Annotated in this window: 15 protein-coding genes; 14 read left to right on the top strand and 1 reads right to left on the bottom strand. The window is 64.6% G+C overall.

What is annotated here, in order from left to right; all coding sequences use genetic code 11:
• The first annotated feature begins 69 nt into the window (after positions 1-69).
• The 9 genes from ACFULT_RS25990 to ACFULT_RS25950 all read left to right on the top strand — a co-directional run bounded on the left by ACFULT_RS25990 (position 70) and on the right by ACFULT_RS25950 (position 7,677).
• Entirely contained in the window at positions 70-786 is a 717-nt protein-coding gene (locus ACFULT_RS25990; protein WP_241483807.1) for a hypothetical protein, read from the top strand.
• Between the two features lie 209 nt (positions 787-995).
• Positions 996-1,454: a PaaI family thioesterase gene (locus ACFULT_RS25985; RefSeq protein WP_094653436.1), complete on the top strand. Its 459-nt coding sequence runs from the start codon at positions 996-998 to the stop codon at positions 1,452-1,454.
• A 41-nt stretch (positions 1,455-1,495) separates the two neighbouring features.
• Positions 1,496-2,773, top strand: a complete 1,278-nt coding sequence (locus ACFULT_RS25980) for a DUF6986 family protein (protein ID WP_378482928.1) — start codon at positions 1,496-1,498, stop codon at positions 2,771-2,773.
• Positions 2,774-2,867: 94 nt separating this feature from the next.
• Positions 2,868-3,500 carry an urease subunit gamma gene (locus tag ACFULT_RS25975; RefSeq protein WP_052059303.1) on the top strand — a complete coding sequence of 211 codons (633 nt, stop codon included), beginning with the start codon at positions 2,868-2,870 and terminating at the stop codon, positions 3,498-3,500.
• Positions 3,500-5,221 (top strand): urease subunit alpha, encoded by a 1,722-nt coding sequence (locus tag ACFULT_RS25970; protein ID WP_378482927.1) that lies wholly within the window; start codon positions 3,500-3,502, stop codon positions 5,219-5,221. The genes ACFULT_RS25975 and ACFULT_RS25970 overlap by 1 nt, the downstream gene beginning before the upstream one ends.
• Before the next feature lie 29 nt (positions 5,222-5,250).
• Positions 5,251-5,874 carry an urease accessory protein UreF gene (locus ACFULT_RS25965; RefSeq protein WP_170945337.1) on the top strand — a complete coding sequence of 208 codons (624 nt, stop codon included), beginning with the start codon at positions 5,251-5,253 and terminating at the stop codon, positions 5,872-5,874.
• A gap of 63 nt (positions 5,875-5,937) precedes the next feature.
• Positions 5,938-6,630, top strand: coding sequence for an urease accessory protein UreG (gene ureG / locus ACFULT_RS25960; RefSeq protein ID WP_378482926.1), 693 nt, complete (start codon positions 5,938-5,940; stop codon positions 6,628-6,630).
• Positions 6,620-7,297: an urease accessory protein UreD gene (locus ACFULT_RS25955; RefSeq protein WP_037110718.1), complete on the top strand. Its 678-nt coding sequence runs from the start codon at positions 6,620-6,622 to the stop codon at positions 7,295-7,297. Before ureG ends, ACFULT_RS25955 begins: the two co-directional genes overlap by 11 nt.
• On the top strand, positions 7,294-7,677 hold the full coding sequence (locus ACFULT_RS25950) for a helix-turn-helix transcriptional regulator (RefSeq protein WP_019667625.1): 384 nt from the start codon (positions 7,294-7,296) through the stop codon (positions 7,675-7,677). Before ACFULT_RS25955 ends, ACFULT_RS25950 begins: the two co-directional genes overlap by 4 nt.
• Before the next feature lie 77 nt (positions 7,678-7,754).
• Here ACFULT_RS25950 and ACFULT_RS25945 read toward each other — a convergent pair whose 3' ends face one another.
• The gene (locus ACFULT_RS25945) at positions 7,755-9,164 is read right to left on the bottom strand and encodes an NAD(P)/FAD-dependent oxidoreductase (protein ID WP_378482925.1); all 1,410 of its coding nucleotides are present in this window, start codon (positions 9,162-9,164) and stop codon (positions 7,755-7,757) included.
• A 285-nt stretch (positions 9,165-9,449) separates the two neighbouring features.
• Between ACFULT_RS25945 and ACFULT_RS25940 the strand changes: the two genes are divergently transcribed.
• The 5 genes from ACFULT_RS25940 to ACFULT_RS25920 all read left to right on the top strand — a co-directional run bounded on the left by ACFULT_RS25940 (position 9,450) and on the right by ACFULT_RS25920 (position 14,534).
• Positions 9,450-11,348 carry a hypothetical protein gene (locus ACFULT_RS25940; RefSeq protein ID WP_037110722.1) on the top strand — a complete coding sequence of 633 codons (1,899 nt, stop codon included), beginning with the start codon at positions 9,450-9,452 and terminating at the stop codon, positions 11,346-11,348.
• A complete protein-coding gene (locus tag ACFULT_RS25935; RefSeq protein ID WP_037110723.1) occupies positions 11,345-11,578 on the top strand; it encodes a hypothetical protein in 234 nt (77 codons plus the stop codon). The genes ACFULT_RS25940 and ACFULT_RS25935 overlap by 4 nt, the downstream gene beginning before the upstream one ends.
• The gene (locus ACFULT_RS25930) at positions 11,575-12,018 is read left to right on the top strand and encodes a hypothetical protein (protein WP_037110726.1); all 444 of its coding nucleotides are present in this window, start codon (positions 11,575-11,577) and stop codon (positions 12,016-12,018) included. Before ACFULT_RS25935 ends, ACFULT_RS25930 begins: the two co-directional genes overlap by 4 nt.
• The gene (locus ACFULT_RS25925) at positions 12,015-13,340 is read left to right on the top strand and encodes a hypothetical protein (RefSeq protein WP_378482924.1); all 1,326 of its coding nucleotides are present in this window, start codon (positions 12,015-12,017) and stop codon (positions 13,338-13,340) included. Before ACFULT_RS25930 ends, ACFULT_RS25925 begins: the two co-directional genes overlap by 4 nt.
• Before the next feature lie 162 nt (positions 13,341-13,502).
• Positions 13,503-14,534, top strand: coding sequence for a substrate-binding domain-containing protein (locus ACFULT_RS25920; RefSeq protein WP_241483801.1), 1,032 nt, complete (start codon positions 13,503-13,505; stop codon positions 14,532-14,534).
• Positions 14,535-14,641: the final 107 nt, after the last annotated feature.

Below are 14,641 nucleotides of genomic sequence, written 5' to 3'. Positions count from 1 at the left end.
AAGATCGACCGTCATGAAAGGAGTGTTCCGGTGTCACTTGCAACAGCTGCGTCCGATGCCTGGGCCGATGTGCACCGTTCGTACGAACACAACGGAGAGGGCAGCCCCCTGGCGCGCTCGTGCACGCGCCTTAGGGCGCTCAATCCCGACTACCCGCGCATGTATGCAGTTGCCGCGATGGCCAACGAAGGCAAGCGACGGTGGTGGCACCTCGAGACCGGACTCGAGGACGGCCGGATCGACTCGATGCTCGGTAGATCACTGGAAGATCTCGGCTCGATGGAGGCGGCCGCCCATCAGGTCGCGACGGCGCTGGTGCACGCGGTCGTCGGCCGCGTGGCCGCGCTGGTGATGCTCGAAGGGCGCGCGTGGGATCCGGGAATCGACAACCTCTGGATTCACATGGACAGCGACGGAGGTATCGACTGGGCGGGCGTGGGGTCGCCGATTCTGCGCGTGCTGCCGGACGACTCGCTCGAGTCGACGCCCGGCACGGTGACGCTACCGTGCGAAGAGGCACTGCTCGTATGGACCGCGCACCGTTGCATCACCTCGCTGACCGCCGTCTTGCGGTCCGTCTCCGCCCGCGCACCGTTCGACGCGTCCACGTTCTGGAGCCTCGTCGGCGACTCCATCCTCGGTGCCTCGACGTACATTCCTGTACTTGCGAACACCTTTGCCTCCGACAGTGCGCGGCGTGGGCAGGCATTGCTCGATGCGTTCGTCGCCGCGGGCGCGCCGGTCCGCGCCCGGCCCTGGCCGCGTACGCGACTGCGCGCCTCCTAGCCCTTGCCAAATCAGGTAAGGCTAGCCTACTGTTCAGAGTGAACCACCGGACCGCGCCGGAGTCCTGAGGGCTGCAGAGACTCCCGGTCCTTGCCACGGCGGGCCTCACATTCTTCGAATGTGAGGCCCGCCGATCTTTGTCTCGGCGTTCTGGTGTAGTCCTGATCTGCGCGTCGAACGCGACGACGCCAGCCGAATCAGGAGAGTCGATGAGCGAATCAACGAGCCCAGTTCCCCCGACCGTCGATCCCGCCGAAATGACGGAACTCTGCGCTCAGGGTTTCGACGGCGCAATCGGACTCGTCTACACCGAAGTGTCCGCAGATCGTGTACGCGCCACATGGGACGTGTCACCGAAACTGCATCAGCCAGCCGGAATCATGCACGGTGGCGTCCTGTGCTCGGTCGTGGAATCCATGGCCAGTATCGGAGCGAGTGTCTGGCTCGGGTCTCGCGGACACGTCGTCGGCGTGAACAACAACACCGACTTTCTACGGGCATCGAGAGAGGGAACTCTCGTCGCCGAAGCGCGTCCCATCCATCGCGGTCGCACCCAGCAGCTGTGGCAGGTCGACATCACGAACGAGGCCGGAAAAGCCGTCGCGCAGGGCAAGGTTCGATTGGCCAACATCGCCGACACCGCCTCGCTCGGTAACGCCGGAAGCTAGCCAGGGCAGCTCGAGGCGCGCGGTTCTGGGACACTGGCCCGGTGAGCAACGCACCCAGATCCGTGTCCCCGTCACAGCATGAACGCTTGTCCGAGGCTGCGCTCGACCGCATCGAGTCGATTCTCGGTCCCGTCGACGAGGCTCTCGCCGCAGATTTCCCCGGTGACCGGATCGGTGGGCAGCCGATCCACACGATCTACGTAGCCGCGTCTGCTGCCGGGGTTGACCTCCCCGCGAGGTGGGGGCAGCAGGCGCTGAGCTTGATCGACGAGAACCAGGACGTGTTCGATTCGATCGACTCGGTCGGTGTGCTTCCACGCGTTCGAGAAGCACTGGCTACGCGGCCGATTCAAGATCTGCGCATCGACTTCGAAGACGGCTACGGCTGGCGTGCGGACGAGACCGAGGACGCGCACGCCCGCGAGGCGGGACGAACGCTCGCCTCCCTGGCTGTGGATCCGTCGGGCCCTCGATGGTGCGGCATCCGACCCAAGGGGCTGGCGCCGCACGAACGTCGCCGGGGTATCCGAACGCTCGAGCTGGTTCTCGACGGAGCCGGGGGAGTGCCGCCGGGTTTCGTGTTCACGGTGCCCAAACTCCGAGCTGCCGAGCAGGTCGATGGGGTGGTCGCCCTGTGCGAGGAGATCGAGCGCGCACATGGCCTGCCTGAGCGAGCGCTTCGCTTCGAGCTTCAGATCGAGAGTCCTCAGGCCGTCATCGGTAGTGACGGCACCGCAACGCTGGCGCGTGCCCTGGGACGCGCGGACGGGCGGTGCACCTCACTCCACTACGGCACGTACGACTACAGCGCGGCATGCGGAATCACGTCCGCTCAGCAATCCCTCGAGCATCCGGTGGCGGATCACGCGAAGGCGGTGATGCTGGCAGCCACGGCGCAGACGGGGATCTGGGTGAGCGACGGCTCGACGCAGGTGGTTCCGAGTGGGACTCCGGCCGAAGTGGACAGCGCCATCCGGCGCCACGCCGGCCTGGTGACGCGCTCCCTCCAACGCGGCTTCTATCAGGGGTGGGACATGCACCCGGCCCACCTCGCGACTCGGTGGACTGCAACGTTGTCGTTCTTCCGGTCGGCAATGCCGACGGCTGCGTCCCGGGTCGCGGCGTATCTCGACACCACGTCGAACGGCATGATGGACGAGCCTGCGACTGCTCAGGCCCTGGCCGCCGTTCTCGTCCGCGGTCTGGATTGCGGGGCGGTCGATGCCGCGGAGCTCGAGTCACTGTCGCCTCTCGTCACTCGGGACGTTCTGCACGGACTCCTGGCTCGTACCGTGGGCGGCCCGTCGGCTCAGTCGTAGCGATCAGCGGCCGTACCCTGCCGCAGACGGGCACACGTGCCAGAATGTCCGGTACTGCCTGCGTCGGGCAGGACGGGTTACGGATGGAGATCGAATGCGGCTGACTCCGCACGAGCAGGACCGGCTGCTCCTCAGTTACGCAGCCGAATTGGCACGTAGGCGTCGTAGTCGAGGTCGGCTCCTCAATCACCCGGAAGCCGTCGCGCTCATCACCGATCACCTTCTCGAGGGCGCACGCGACGGAAAGTCCGTCGCCGAGCTCATGGCGTCGGGACGCGAGGTCCTGTCGGCCGACGACGTCATCAGCGGAGTTCCCGAACTACTTCCCGAGGTCCAGGTCGAAGCAACGTTCCCCGACGGCACCAAACTGATCACTGTCCATGAACCCATTTCTCCGAAACGAGGTGACGGGCACCTGATTCCAGGTGAAGTCCTCACCGAGGACGGCGTCATCGAACTGAACGAGGGTGCCGACGTCGTGACGATCGAGGTGGTCAACACCGGTGATCGCCCGGTGCAGGTGGGAAGTCACGTTCATTTCCCCCAGGCGAACGCGGCGCTGTCGTACGATCGCGCGCTGGCGCACGGACGTCGGCTGGACATTCCCGCCGGCACTGCGGTGCGGTTCGAGCCCGGCATCACCATGACAGTCTCACTCGTCCCTCTCGGCGGAACCCGAGAAGTGTACGGACTGAGTTCGAATCCTCCCGGAAAGCTCGATGTCTGATGGCGCAGCTCAGTCGTTCTCGATACGCGCAGTTGTTCGGCCCCACCACCGGTGATCGAATCCGGTTGGCGGACACGGACCTTCTGATCGAAGTGACCGAGGACCGAAGTGGTGGCCCAGGACTGGCCGGGGAAGAAGCAGTCTTCGGAGGCGGAAAGGTGATCCGCGAATCGATGGGGCAGTCGCGTGCAACGCGCGCCGACGGAGCCCCCGATACCGTCATCACAGGGGTCGTCGTCGTCGACTACTGGGGAATCATCAAGGCGGATATCGGCATTCGCGATGGGCGCATCGTCGCTCTCGGCAAAGCCGGTAACCCCGACACGATGACCGGTGTCCATCCGGACCTCGTCATCGGTCCGTCGACCGAGATCATCGCAGGCAACGGCAAGATCGTCACGGCCGGTGGAATCGACTGCCACGTGCATTTCATCTGCCCGCAGATCATGGACGAAGCGTTGGCGGGCGGAATCACCACCGTGATCGGCGGAGGAACCGGACCTGCCGAGGGCAGCAAGGCCACGACCGTCACCCCGGGTGCCTGGCACCTGTCGAGAATGCTGGAAGCACTCGACGGTTGGCCGATGAACGTCGTCTTGCTGGGCAAGGGCAATACCGTCAGCAAAGACGCAATGTGGGAGCAGCTGCGCGCCGGCGCATCGGGTTTCAAGCTTCACGAGGACTGGGGCTCCACTCCCGCCGCCATCGACGCGTGCCTACGCGTGTGCGAAGACGCAGGCGTGCAGGCCGCTCTGCACTCGGACACACTCAACGAGGCCGGGTTCGTCGAGACCACCCTGGATGCGATCGCGGGTCGCGGTATCCACGCCTACCACACCGAAGGCGCGGGAGGTGGCCACGCACCCGACATCATCACTGTCGCATCGTACGGACACGTGCTGCCGAGTTCGACCAACCCCACTCGGCCGCACACGGTCAACACGCTCGACGAGCATCTCGACATGCTGATGGTGTGTCATCACCTCAGTCCTTCCATTCCGGAGGATCTTGCCTTCGCCGAGAGCCGAATTCGGCCGTCCACCATCGCCGCCGAGGACTTGCTGCACGACATCGGTGCGATATCCATGATCGGCAGCGACGCACAGGCCATGGGCAGGATCGGAGAGGTCGTGTTGCGCACCTGGCAGACGGCACACGTGATGAAGAAGCGACGGGGGTTCCTCCCCGGGGACACCCGCGCGGACAACAATCGCGTGCAGCGTTACATCGCGAAATACACGATCTGCCCTGCCGTCGCGCACGGTCTCGACGCCGAGGTCGGTTCCATCGAACCAGGCAAGCTGGCGGACCTCGTACTGTGGGATCCGGCGTTCTTCGGTGTCCGGCCGCACGCGGTGATCAAGGGCGGGATGATCGCGTGGGCGCAGATGGGGGACGCGAACGCGTCGATCCCTACCCCTCAGCCGGAGCTGCCCAGGCCGATGTTCGGCGCATCGCCCAAGGCCGCTGCAGCCACATCGGTGCATTTCGTCGCCCCGCAGGCGATCGAGGACGGTTTGGCGGATCGACTCGACTGCGACAGACGCCTGGTTGCGGTCGGGAACGTTCGGGCGGTGGGTAAGGCCGACATGCCGCTCAACGACGCGCAGCCCCGTATCGAGGTCGATCCCGATTCGTTCACCGTGAAGATCGACGGCGACGTCTGGACCGAGCAGCCTGCGACCGAACTCCCGATGGCGCAGAGGTACTTCCTCTTTTGAGCGCGGTCGTGAACGAAATCTCCACGATCATGTCGTTGGCGGACTCGCGGTTGCCTACAGGTGGCCATGTCCACTCGGGCGGTATCGAAGAAGCCATCGAACAGGGGCTCGTGCGGGACATCGGCTCCGTTGAAGCCTTCCTGATCCGTCGACTCAGGACGAGCGGTGCCGTGACGGCGTCCATCGCCGCCGCGGTGTGCGAGGCACTCCTCGATGTGGACGTCGCCGAGGACGAGTGCGACGCACGGATCCCGTCGCCTGCTGCTCGGGCCGCGTCTCGGGCGCAGGGGAGAGGGCTGCTCAGGCTCGCCCGTGCGAGCTGGCCGCACCAGCAGTGGGAGACGGTACCGCGTCGGCCTCATCTCGCCGTCGTCGCCGGTCTCGTCGGTCGCGCTGCGACCCTGCCCGGCCAGGCCATCGCGTCTGTGCAGGTGTACACCACGATGACCGGGTCCGCGATCGCAGCACAGCGACTGCTCGCCCTCGATCCGTCGGACGTCGCGGCATGCACGTTGCGGCTCGCTCGCACCTGCGACGAGGTGGCGGACGAGGTGTGCGCCTTGCTGCCCACCCTGGTGGATCTGTCCGATCCGCTGCTCGACGTGCTGGCGGAGAACCACGCGGCGCGCGAGCGGCCGCTGTTCGTATCCTGAAGACCGACCCGTTCATTCGAACGACATCCTCCCTGTCACCGATTCACGAAAGGCCGAAATACAATGCCTCCGCATCTCATCGACGGCGAGCCGCACGACCACAGCCTCGACCGACCGAAGCGCACTCGAGTCCCCGGTGAGGCACTCCGCATCGGTATCGGCGGTCCGGTGGGATCCGGCAAGACCGCTCTGGTCGCTGCGCTGTGCCGGGAACTGCGCGACGAACTGTCGCTCGGAGTGTTGACGAACGACATCTACACGACCGAGGATGCGGACTTCCTCCGTCGGCACGCCGTCCTACCCGACGAGAGAATCACTGCAGTTCAGACCGGCGGATGCCCGCACACCGCAATTCGCGACGACATCACGGCGAACCTCGATGCAATCGACGACCTCGTCGACGAGAACCCGCCACTCGATCTGATTCTGGTCGAGTCCGGCGGTGACAACCTGACGGCGACCTTCTCGTCGGGCCTCATCGACGTCCAGATCTTCGTCGTCGACGTCGCCGGTGGCGACAAGGTTCCGCGTAAAGGTGGTCCCGGTGTTACCTTCTCGGACCTCCTGGTGATCAACAAGACCGACTTGGCTCCGTACGTGGGTGCCGATCTGGAGGTCATGCGAGGCGATGCGGAGAAAGTACGCGAAGGCCGACCGACTGCGATGATTTCCCTGACGGACGACCCGTCGGCGTCGAAAGTGCTCGAGTGGGTACGGGCGCGGCTGAAGGAGACGGCCACGGCCGATGCGCACTGAGCTCCTCATCGTCGCGAGTGCCGAGCGCAGTCCGCGGATCATTTCGTCCGGCGGACTGTCCGGGCGCTTGACCGGTCCGGACACAGTACACATGATCGGCACGGCCGCAACACCTCTGGGCGGCGACGAGATGCGAATCCGCGTCGAGGTGGGTAAAGGTGCCAGCCTGACAGTCCACAGCGTCGCGGCGACCCTGGCGTTGCCGAGCGCCACGACTCCCGAGTCGCACTCGTGGTGGTCGTTCCACGTCGACGACGGTGGCACGCTGCTCTTCGACCCGGAACCGATGATCGTCGCCGCCGACGCACGGCACCACTCGCGCACCGATGTTCGATTCTCGGACTCGGGGTCGATCCACATCCGTGAGCGAATACAGATCGGCCGGGCCGGGGAGCGTGCAGGTTCCTGGTGCGGCACAGTCGTTTCGGATGTGGACTGTGGCGGGGGCCGAATCCGCCCACACTTGCGGCACCGTGTCGAACTCGGCGCTGGAACATCGGGACACGACGTGATTTCCGCACCGATGGCGATGTCGAGCACCATTCGTTTCCCAGACGATCGCAGTCCCGAAGCCGGACGATCATGGGTTCGGATGCCTCTCGCGGCCGGGGGAACTCTGTCGACCGCAACCGGCAGCAGAATCGACACGCTAGCGTTGCCCACATGACGGACGGAGATGTGCGCAACGCGCAGTCGCCCGGCACCGCCCCGTTCGAACCCGAGCACGTGGAGCAAGCACGCGCAGCGGTGGACGCCGTGCACAATCTGGACGATTGGGTACAGCGGTTCGATCTACTGGGCGATCCGACGCGGTTGCGCATTCTGCTCTGCATGCACCGCGCGCCAGGAATATGTGTCACCGACCTGGCGCTTGCCTTGTCCATGACGTCGACCTCGGTCTCGCACGCGCTGCGACTGCTCAGGAACGAGGGGTGGGTTGCAGTGCAGCGGGACGGCAAGAAGATGACGTACCGGCTCGACGACGACACCGTTCATCGCATGCTTCACGAACTCGGCGCCACCCATGCACATCATGTGCACGAGTGACGCCGAGGGGGAGTGAGGTCGGGAAGCAGTCAGGTCGGGAAGCAGTCAGGTCGGGAAGCAGTGAGGTCGGGCGGGACTCAGCCGGCCGCTTTCTCCTCTTGTTCGGTTCGAGCCTTGCGCCCGGAGTCGCTGTCACCCGGACTTTCCGACGCTTCGATCGAGTTGAGTTGTTCGATGGCCAACCTGGCGAAGACCTGCTGTTCGGTCGACGCCATCTGTGCGCGTCCGCGGCCGAGGAAGGTCACGAACCACGAGATGACGGTGGTGATGCGACTGCGATACCCGACGAGGTAGTACAGGTGCAGTGCGAGCCACATGACCCACGCGATGAAACCGCCGAACTCGAGTTTGCCGACTTTGGCGACCGCATTGAAGCGCGAGACGGTTGCCATCGATCCCTTGTCGAAGTACTTGAACGGCTGACGCTGACTCGCATCCTCGCCCTTGAGCGACGCCTTGATCTGCTTGGCTGCGTAGTTTGCACCCTGGATCGCACCCTGTGCCATTCCGGGAACATCCTTGACCGACATCAGGTCACCGACGACGAACACGTTCGGGTGACCCTTGACCGTGAGGTCCGGCTCCACGATGACGCGGCCGGCGCGGTCGGTTTCGGATTCCGACTGATCGGCGAGCTGCTTGCCCAGCGCGCTTCCCTGGACACCCGCGGACCACACCTTGCACTGTGCTTCGATGCGGCGCGTCGTGCCGTCCTTTTCCTTGACGGTGAGTCCGTCGTTGTCGACGTCGGTGACCATGGCGTTGAGCTGAATCTCCACGCCGAGCTTCTCGAGCCGGTCTGCGGCCTTCTTGCCCAGTTTCTCGCCCATCGGTGGGAGCACGGCGGGCGCTGCGTCCAAGAGGATGACACGAGCATCCCGGGGGTCGATGTTGCGGAACGCCCCGTCGAGGGTGCGATCTGCGAGCTCGGCGATCTGGCCCGCCAGTTCGACTCCGGTCGGTCCGGCACCGACGACGACGAACGTCATCAGGCGGTCACGCTCTTCTTGATCGTCCGACAATTCGGCCTGCTCGAATGCGCCCAGGATGCGGCCGCGGAGCTCGAGGGCGTCGTCGATGGTCTTCATGCCCGGCGCGAACTCGGCGAAGTGATCGTTGCCGAAGTAGGACTGCTGCGCACCCGCTGCGACGATCAGGCTGTCGAAGTGCGTCACCGTCACGCGCTCGAGGAGCTTGGACGTCACCGTCTTCGCCGTCAGATCGATGTCGAGCACTTCGCCCATGAGAACTTCGGCGTTCTTCTGCTTGCGCAGGATGACTCGGGTCGTGGGGGCGATCTCTCCGACCGAGAGAATGCCCGTCGCAACCTGATAGAGCAGTGGCTGGAAGAGGTGGTGCGTGGTCTTGGCCACGAGGGTGATGTCGACGTCGGCCTTCTTGAGTGCCTTGACGCCGAAGAGACCGCCGAACCCGGAACCGATGACAACGACGTGATGGCGCTTCGATTCGACCGGTTGGATGCTCATTACCTGCTCCCTTGAAGATTAGATGTAGCTGCAACGGTAGTCGCCGCCGATCAGGGCGTCTCGGCAAGGTTCCCATGTGACGGCTCGTCACGCCCGGCAGTTCGGCTCGTACGTGCGGTGACCTGCGATGCATCGGCAGGCGATGGCTGCGGGAGTGACGGGATATGTGGTGAACCCGTTCTTGATCGCTTCAGTAACGGCACCGATTCTGTGGCGGAACACAAGGTGTCGACGTGATCGGCCGAAAGTCTGGTTTTTCGGTTCGCTTGGGTTCATACTCTGACCATGTTCGAGATAAGTGTTACCCAGAGTAACCTCAACACGTCGGTCATCACCGTCGCGCAGGGGAGCGGCGGCCAGGGCGGGGGAGCCGCACTCGACCAGGTCTTCGGTATGAGCGCCGCGGCGGGAGTTATCTCACTCGGTCTGCTCTACCTCGCCTTTCTGCACCGTACTCGCCGCATCACCTGGTTGGGCCGACTTGCGGACTATGCCGGTGCGAAGACAAACCTCCCCGGGTGGGCTGCCCTCCCACTGGTGATGTTCATTTCCACGATTCTGACTGCGTTCCTGGGGTTCATCTGGGACGTCAGCCTGCACATCGGACGTGGACGTGACGAGGGGCCGCTCGCCAACCCGGCGCACTACTTCATCCTGGTCGGACTGTTCTTCCTGTTCATCGCCGGTGCGCTCGCCATGATTCTGCCCCTCGACGAGAAGCCCGGTCGGGCCGCGATCAAGCTGACCCGCACGTGGTACGTCCCGACCGGTGGAGTGCTCATCATGGGGGCCGGACTGTACGCCCTCATCGGATTTCCGCTCGACGACATCTGGCACCGCATCTTCGGTCAGGACGTGACGCTCTGGGGACCGACTCACCTCATGTTGATCGGAGGTGCCGGACTGTCCTTGATCGGCGTGATCCTGCTGGAGCACGAGGGCAGGATTTCCATGGGTTCCGACGCCGACGGCCCGGACCCGCGGTGGCACCGAAGTCCGGTTCTGACGTGGCTGATCCGCAGCTCGGCGTTCGGTGGGCTACTCATCGGGCTGTCGGTGTTCCAGATCGAGTTCGACTTCGGCGTCGAGCAGTTTCAGCTGATATTCCAACCGATGCTCATCGCCGGTGCGGGGGCGTTCGCGTTGATCGCTGCCCGGTTGATGGTCGGTCCTGGCGCCGCTGTGTTCGCCGTAGCCTTCGCCGCCGTCGTTCGAGAGATCACCGCTCTGCTCGTCGGTCCTGTCTTCGGTGAGCCCCACAATGTGTTCGCGCTGTATCTGGGGGCTGCGATCGTCGTCGAGATCGTGGCGTTGACCCCATTGGTGAAGCGCCGCCTGCTCTTCGGTGCCGTCGGAGGGCTCGGAGTGGCAACGCTCGGAATCTGGGGTGAATCACTCTGGGTCGACGCCGTTCATCTGTTCCCGTGGACATCGAGCATGTGGCTGGACACGCTGATGATGACGGTTCCGGTCGGTGTCACGACGGGCCTCGCCGCAGGCCTGTTCGCGCAGGCGCTGAGCGGCGACGGACTGCCCGGGCCGGCCGTTCGCCGAACCGTCGTATTCGCAATGATTCTTGCTCTCGGTGGCACCGTGGCGAACGGCCTTTCTTTCGAGGTGCCGACGGACGCGACTGCGACAGTGCGGTTGACGGACGCGGAACCTGTCGACGGTTTCCGCATGGTGACCGCCGAGGTCGAGATCGATCCGGTCGATCTCGTCAGCGACGACCCCGAATGGGTGTCGATTCTCGCGTGGCAGGGCGGGGGAGACACGTTGCGCGGCCTGGTGGTCGACCAGCTGGAGGCCACCGGACCCGGCACCTTCCGGTCGACGAAGCCGGTCCCGGTCGACGGCACATGGAAGACAGTCCTCCGCATTCACGACGGTCGCACACTGGCGGCGGCACCGGTGTTCATGGCGGCCGACGAGGGCATCGGAGCGGAGGAGGTATCCGCCGACGCCTCGTTCACTCGTGACTTGGTTTCCGAGATCACCCTGTTGCAGCGCGAACGCAACTTCGACCACCCGACGTGGTTGTTCGCCGCAGCGTCGCTCGTCGTTCTGGTGTGCACACTCCTGTTGGTCTGGGCTCTGTCCTGGGGAACGGTGCGCATCAGCTCGGTGACGCCTCGAAACTCGCTGCGCACCTCGAGTGAACACAGAACGCACAGCCGCACATGACAGTTCATCTTTCGAGCGCAGAAGACGTCGTCTATCTCGCAGATCACTCGGTCGTGCTGGCGTTGCCGGCTCTGATACCGGCATTCATCATCGTCGCGGTCGTTCTGTACATCGTCGCCAAGGACCGACGTGCGGAGAAAAACGAGAACGCCGAGAGCGAATCAGCCGATGTACCCGACCGAGCCATGGACGACCTGCCCGGTGACCACGACGATGGGAAGAAGAAATGAAGTACGGCCGCTGCGCTGCCGTGACGGGCGCTGCGATGTTGTTCCTCGCTGTCGGATGCTCGTCCTCTTCGGACACCGGCAACACCACCGCGGGTAGCGGTGTCGCCGACAGCAGTACCGCGGCGACGTCCACGGCTGCCGAGGACTCCTCGGCGGCCGAGGCACGGCCTGTCGGCACGGTCATCGACGTCGCCATCACCGGCGGTGACATCACACCTACGAACGAGCGGCTGGACGCAGTCGTAGGTGAGCCCATCACGCTGCGGGTGGACAGCGACACCGCCGACGAGCTGCACATTCACTCCGTGCCGGACCACACGTTCGAGGTGCAGGCGACAGCCGGTCAGACGTTCGAGTTCACGGTGGACGTGCCGGGTTCGGTTGCGATCGAGCTGCATCACGCCGATCGCACGGTCGCGACGCTCGCTGTCAGGCCGTGATCCTCGCCCACGGATTGGGTGGCTCCACCGATCTTCCCTTACCGGTCACGTTCGTCCTGATCGGTGGAGCCTGGGCATTGTCCATTTCGTTCGCCGTTGTGATCTTCGCGTGGCGCTCTCCACGACTGGATCCGCGCAGGCGGTGGGCTACCGTCCCTCGCGCGGCGCAGCGCGCCGTCGATGCACCCGCCTCTCGGTGGGCGCTACGTATTGTGACGCTTGCCTTCTCGGTATACGCCGGGTGGGCGGCGTACGCAGGGCCGGACGATGCGACGAACGCGCTTCCCGGGGTGTTCTACGTTCTACTGTGGGTCGGCCTGCCGATCGCGTCGGCGCTTCTCGGCCCGGTGTGGCGCATCGTCTCGCCGGTTCGGACGATTCACGCGGTCACGTGCAGAGTGCTACGCCGTCCCACGGGCACCGCGTTGATCGAGTATCCCGCCAGGTTGGGTGCATGGCCGAGTGTCGTAGGGCTGTTCGCATTCGTCTGGCTCGAGCTCGCGTACTCCGATCCTGGTTCCGTCGACGCCATCCGGACGTGGTGTACGGCGTACGTAATTCTGATGCTCGTCGGCGCACTGCTGTTCGGAGACGCGTGGTTCGAGAACGGTGATCCGTTCGAGAAGTACAGCGACACGATCGCGCGCCTGGCCCCGCTCGCCAGATCACCCGAAGGCTCGCTCGTGCTGCGAAGTCCGCTCGACGGCCTGCCGACGTTTCCGATTCTTCCGGGTTCGGTAGGGGCGGTTGCCGTTCTTCTCGGATCGACTGCGTTCGACAGCGCCTCGCAATTGCCGGCCTGGCGCAATTTCGTCGACGACGTGTCGGGATCGAGCGACGGGGCGGTCGCGCTCCGCACAGCCGGGTTGTTCGCGCTGGTGTCGATCGTGGGGGTCGCCTTCTGGCTCTGTTGCCAGGCGACCGGCGGAGTGTCCCGAACCGAACGGCGAGCTCTCCCTGGTGCGTTGGCGCATTCGTTGATCCCGATCGCGTTCGGCTACGTGCTGGCTCACTACCTGACCTACTTCGTCGAGAAAGGCCAGAGCACCGTTCTGCTGTTGACCGATCCGCTCGGTGACGGGTGGGATCTGCTCGGGCAGCAGGGGTGGGAAGTGTCCTACGTGTTGTCCGAGCATCCCGGCGTCGTGTCCTCGATCAAAGTTCTGTGTGTTCTGCTCGGCCACATCCTCGGAGTCGCCGCCGCCCACGACGCATCGTTGCGAATACTGCCGCGCGCGCACCGATTGACCGGTCAGTTGGCGCTGATGGTGCTGATGGTCTTCTTCACCTTCGGCGGCCTGTTTCTGCTTTTCGGCGGCTGAATTACGAGCCGGTTCGTCTTACTCGGGCAACGAGTTAAATGAGTGAACTTTCTAATGTCAGGACAAATGCTTGACATTGGCGTGTGATGCGGATTACATATTGAACGCAACATCGATTGGTTCACCCGTTCCATGGCGGAACGGCGTCGAGAAAGAGAATTGATGAAACTTCACACGAGTCACGGCACAGGCCGATCAGGTTCACTCCGCGTGCTCCGCTCCGGCGCCGTTCTCGGGTTGGCGCTGTGCGCCACAGTGGCGGGATGCTCCAGCACCGGCGGTGCTCCCGAGAGCTCCGGCGGAGGCTCCAATGCAGGCACGGCCGACACACCCCGCGCGACCATCGCGATGATCACGCACGAGGTTCCCGGCGACACGTTCTGGGATCTGATCCGCAAGGGCGCAGAAGCCGCAGCTGCGAAGGACAACATCGAGCTGCGCTACTCCGCGGACCCGGAAGCTCCCAATCAGGCCAACCTCGTGCAGAGCGCCATCGACTCCGACGTCGACGGTATCGCCGTCACGTTGGCCAAGCCCGACGCCATGGCGCCCGCCGTCGAAGCAGCCACCGCAGCAGGCATCCCCGTCGTCGCCTTCAATTCCGGCTACGACACCTGGAAGGACCAGGGAGTCCAGCAGTACTTCGGCCAGGACGAGACCATCGCTGGTGAAGCCGCAGGCGCCCGTCTGACCGCAGACGGCGCCAAGAAGACGCTGTGCATCATTCAGGAGCAAGGGCAGGTCGCGCTCGAGTCCCGCTGTGCGGGCGTCACCCAGGGATTCACCGGAGGCAGCACCGAGATCCTGAACGTCAACAGTAAGGACATGCCGTCGGTCGAGGCGACGATCACGGCGAAGCTGCAGCAGGATCCCAGCATCGATCACATCGTCGCCCTCGGTGCACCGATTGCGCTGACCGCCGTGCAGTCGAAGGCAAACGCCGGGAGCGACGCAACCATCGTCACGTTCGACACGAACTCCGCGCTCGTCGACGCCATCAAGGCCGGCGACGTGGCGTGGGCCATCGACCAGCAGCCGTACCTGCAGGGATACCTCGCAGTCGACTCGCTGTGGCTGTACCTGAACAACGGCAACACCATCGGTGGCGGCACCCCGGTTCTCACCGGTCCCGCGTTCATCGACTCGTCCAACATCGACGCCATAGCCGAGTACGCCAAGAACGGAACTCGCTAGGCGCGCGCCCGACGCGGCCACCCCTCGGCCGCGTCGGGCGCCACCAGCACGGAAGGATTTGTCATGAGCACACAGGCCGATTTGGATCTGTCGAAGCATACTGTTGT

The sequence above is a fragment of the Rhodococcus sp. NPDC057297 genome (assembly GCF_042667435.1).
Taxonomy (GTDB): domain Bacteria; phylum Actinomycetota; class Actinomycetes; order Mycobacteriales; family Mycobacteriaceae; genus Rhodococcoides.
This window is presented reverse-complemented; position numbering and strand designations above follow the sequence as displayed.